This is a genomic window from Streptomyces sp. CRN 30, from assembly GCF_034105845.1.
The window spans coordinates 1-4,421 of record NZ_JAVRHI010000254.1; the positions used below are offsets into that span (position 1 = coordinate 1).

A 4,421-nucleotide genomic window follows, 5' to 3' on the forward strand; every position below is an offset into this window, starting at 1 on the left:
CCGCGGCCGGGGCAGCGGTGCCGGCCGCGGCCGCCACGCCGACTCCGCCCACGACCGAGGCGCCCACGCCGACGGCCACCGCGGCCGTGCGCAGACGGAGCAGGGACGTACGGGACAGGCGGGAGCGGACACGCTTCGACATCTGAGAACCTCACGGGGTGGGGGCGGACGGCATCGGCCGGAGGCGGTGCCTCCGGCGGACACGGCGTCCGGGGACTGACACGTCCGGCGCGTCGTCGCCTGCCGAACGGACATGTCCCTTGGTACCGGGGGGTCCCCTTCGTGACAAGAAGTGTGACCTACGAAGAAAACTCGTACTTCGTCGCATATCCCCGGGAGAAATTACCTTTGCCCCGACTTTGCATGCCACTATTCCTGCTAGTAACGGGCATATCCCCTGTGCGCCATGTCACCGGCGCCCGGCTCCCGCGAACCGTGGAACGTGACGTGGGCTACTCCCTCCGCAGCGCCTCCCTCCCGGTCGGACCTCCGTGTTCCGTACGCTTCTGTCCGCACGGTCGGCCGGGCCCTCGGGGGGAGCACATGGAAGCAGCGGCGATGGGCGTGAAACTGGCGTCCAGCCTGATGACACCACTGGTGAAGAGACTCTTCGTGACGGACGGGCCGGGAGCGGGGCTCGTCGACCGACCGGTGCGCGTCCGCGAGTTCGTCTCGTTCCGTGGGGAGAAGCGGACGCTGGCCGAGAAGGAACTCACCAGGATCGCGACCGAGCTGGTCCGGCGCGCACTCAAGGCCGGCGGCGAACGGCCGGTGCGCGACGACGAGGAGAGCGCCGTCGCGCACGCCCTCGCCACCACCCTGTACGCCCTGGGCGACCTCGACATGACCGACGTACAGGCCGTGCAGCTGGGCCGGCAGGACCTCGCCTCGCGCCTGCGCGCGGCGAGCGGCACCCCGGACCGCCACCTCTCCCTCGACGCGACCCTCTTCTACCAGCGCCTCCTCGACACGGCCTGCCTGCACATCCTGCACTTCTTCACCCAGCGGTCGGCCTTCGTCCCCCGCACGCTGATGGAGCAGACCCACCGGCAGGCCGAACTGATCGCGAAGGTCGACGAGCTGATCGCCCGGACGCCTCCCGCCGGCAGCACCGACACCGCCTTCGAACAGCGCTACCTGGCGTACGTGGCCACGAGACACAGCCACCTCACGATCTACGGCATCGACCTGGTCGACTCCCCGGAGCGCTGGCCCCTCGACGCCGCCTACCTGAGCCTGACGGCCCTGTGTCCGGCGGAGGAGGACGACGACCCGCACGGCCCGGGTGGTGCGCATGTCACGTCCACGAGCCTGCCCGCCGACCAGATCCTGACCGGCCACGACCGGGTGCTGCTGCGCGGAGCCGCCGGCTCCGGCAAGACCACGCTCGTGCAGTGGCTCGCGGTGACGGCGGCCCGCGGCGAGCGCGGGGACCGCGTCCCGTTCGTCCTGCCCCTCCGCACGCTCGTCCGCCGCCTGGGCGGTCTTCCCTCACCCGAGGCCTTCCTCGCCGCCGTACGCGTCCCCTTCCACGCCACCCAGCCCGACGGCTGGGCGGACCGCGTCCTCACCGCCGGACGCGGACTCCTCCTGGTCGACGGCATCGACGAGGTGCCCGAGCGGGACCGCGACCGCACCCGGCGCTGGCTGCGCGACCTGCTGGACGTCTATCCCGGCAACCAGTGGCTCGTCACCTCACGGCCCTCGGCCGTCCGCGCGGACTGGCTCGCCCCGGACGGCTTCACCGAGCTGGCCCTCTCCCCGATGAGCCGTGACGACGTGGCCGCGTTCATCGCCCGCTGGCACACGGCGGCCCGTCTCGGCGCGCCCGACACCGACCGCCTCGACGGCTACGAACGCTCCCTGCTGGAGGCCGTCCGCACCAAGGCCGACCTGGGCCGTCTCGCCACCAACCCGCTGATGTGCGGGCTGATCTGCGCCCTCCACCGGGACCGGCGCGGCTACCTCCCGCACGGCAGACCCGAGTTGTACGACGCGGCCCTGTCCATGCTGCTCGCGCGCCGCGACGAGGAGCGCGACATGTTCCAGGAGCGCGGCGAGGACGACGTGCACCTCACCGAGCTCCCCCAGATCCAGCTGCTCCAGCGCCTCGCGTACTGGCTCATCCGCAACAACCAGTCCGAGATGGACCGTGACCGCGCCCTGCGCGTCGTGGCCGAGGTCCTGCCCGCTCTGCCGGCCGCCGCCGCCCAGGGCGACGCGGAGCGCATCCTGCGGCACCTCCTGGTCCGCAGCGGACTGCTCCGCGAACCCGCCGAAGGAACGGTGATGTTCGTGCACCGCACCTTCCAGGACTACCTGGGCGCCAAGGCCGCCGTGGAGGACGGCGACTTCGGCCTGCTCGTACGGAACGCCGTGGACGAGCAGTGGGCGGACGTGATCCGGATGGCGGTCGCCCACGCCCGGCCGCGGGAGCGGGCCGCGCTGCTGGACGACATGAGCGGCTTCGCCGGGCGGCTGGACGGAGCGGCCGGGGCACGGGTGCGGCTCCTGGCGCTGGCCTGCCTGGAGCACGCCACGCAGCTCGACCCGGCGGTGCGAGCCGCCGTGGAGCGGGGCGCTGCCCCGCTGATCCCGCCGCGCACGGTCGAGGAGGCCCGGCTGCTGGCCGCCTGCGGGCCGCTGGTGCTGGAGCTGCTGCCCGGGCCGGAAGGGCTGACGGACGCGGAGGCGCGGGCGGTGGTGGTGACGGCGTCGCTGATCGGCACGGACGCCGCCGTCCCGGTGCTCGCCCGCTTCCGCTCGCACCCGTACCTGGCCGTACGGGCCCAGCTCACCTGGTCGTGGCGCCGGTTTGACACCCGGCGGTACGCCGAGGAGGTCGTCGCGCACCTTTCCGAGGACGAGCTCTACTTCACCGCCGGCTCGGCCGAGCAGCTGCGGATCCTGCGGGAGCTCGGCGGCCGGTCGCGCATCCAGCTCTCCGGCGACATCCACGCGGCCGACATCCGCGCCGGCCTCCTGCCCGGGCAGGTGCGGGAGCTGGTGGTACGCGACAACCAGGCCCTGGACGACCTGGGCTTCCTGTCGGAGCAGGACCAAATCACCTATCTCGACCTGGACGGCAGCCCTCGGGTGGAGGATCTGGCACCGCTCGCCGGGCTCCCGCTCAGCTGGCTGCACCTGAACCACCTCGACGGCCTGGAACGTCCGGGCGTGCTCCACTGCCTCGCGGCTTCGGCGACCCTGAGGATGCTGGACGTCGGCGTCCCGTTGTGCGCCGAGACCGTCGACGCGGCACTGCCCCCGGGACTGCCGCTGGAGTACCTGCGCTTCACCCGCCGGGCGCTGCTGCACACCGGCCTGCGGGGCCTGAGCCGTCTGGAGTCGGTGCGGACCCTGAGCCTCGCCAAGTTGCCGAAGAGGCTCACCGCCGAGGACTTCGCGGAGGTCACCCGGCTCCCGGCCCTGGAGTACCTGCGCGTCAACTGGGAGGCGACCGGCTGGGAGGCCGCTCCCGTGCTGCCGGGGGTCACCCACCTGCGGCTCAACGCGTTCACCGGCGCCGAGGACCTGTCGAGGGTGCCCGAGCTGTTCCCGAACCTGCGGACGGTCGACATCCGCCTCGCCCCGGAGACGGCGGTCGTCCCGGAACACGTCCTCGCTCTCCTCCCGAACGCTCCCGTCGTGGAGGAAGCAGCCGTCAACGTGCTCTGAGCGCCTGTGGACGGCCGTCCGGAAGGCCGTCCGGCAGAAGCGGAGAAAAGGGGGTGCCCCAGGACCGAAGTCCCGGGGCACCCCCTACCGCTCAGGCCGAGCGCGGCGCTTACGCGTCCTTGCTCAGGTTCGGGCCCGCGCCGCCCGCCGCCTGCTCGATCGGCGGGACGTCGGGGAGCGCGGCCTTCTCCTCACCCCGGAAGGTGAAGGTCTTGGCCTCGCCCTCGCCCTCGGTGTCCACGACCACGATGTGGCCCGGACGCAGCTCGCCGAAGAGGATCTTCTCCGAGAGGGTGTCCTCGACCTCGCGCTGGATCGTGCGGCGCAGCGGCCGGGCGCCCAGCACCGGGTCGTAGCCCTTCTTGGAGAGCAGCTCCTTGGCGGACTGGGAGAGCTCGATGCCCATGTCCCGGTCCTTCAGGCGCTCGTCCACCTTGCCGATCATCAGGTCGACGATCGCGAGGATGTCGTCCTGGGTGAGCTGCGGGAAGACGACCACGTCGTCGACGCGGTTGAGGAACTCGGGCCGGAAGTGCTGCTTGAGCTCGTCCGAGACCTTGTTCTTCATGCGCTCGTAGTTGGTCTTCTTGTCGCCCGAGGCCGCGAAGCCCAGGTTGAAGCCCTTGGAGATGTCCCGGGTGCCGAGGTTGGTCGTCATGATGATGACCGTGTTCTTGAAGTCCACGACCCGGCCCTGGGAGTCGGTCAGGCGACCGTCCTCCAGGATCTGCAGCAGCGAGTTG

General features: G+C 71.7%; 2 protein-coding genes. One reads left to right on the forward strand and one right to left on the reverse strand.

The window, feature by feature from the left end:
• Nucleotides 1–543: 543 nt before the first annotated feature.
• The gene (locus UW392_RS26545) at nucleotides 544–3,678 is read left to right on the forward strand and encodes an NACHT domain-containing protein (protein WP_320777652.1); all 3,135 of its coding nucleotides are present in this window, start codon (nucleotides 544–546) and stop codon (nucleotides 3,676–3,678) included.
• Nucleotides 3,679–3,787: 109 nt separating this feature from the next.
• Here UW392_RS26545 and UW392_RS26550 read toward each other — a convergent pair.
• On the reverse strand, nucleotides 3,788–4,421 hold a 634-nt coding region (locus UW392_RS26550), incomplete at its 5' end, for an AAA family ATPase (protein WP_320777653.1).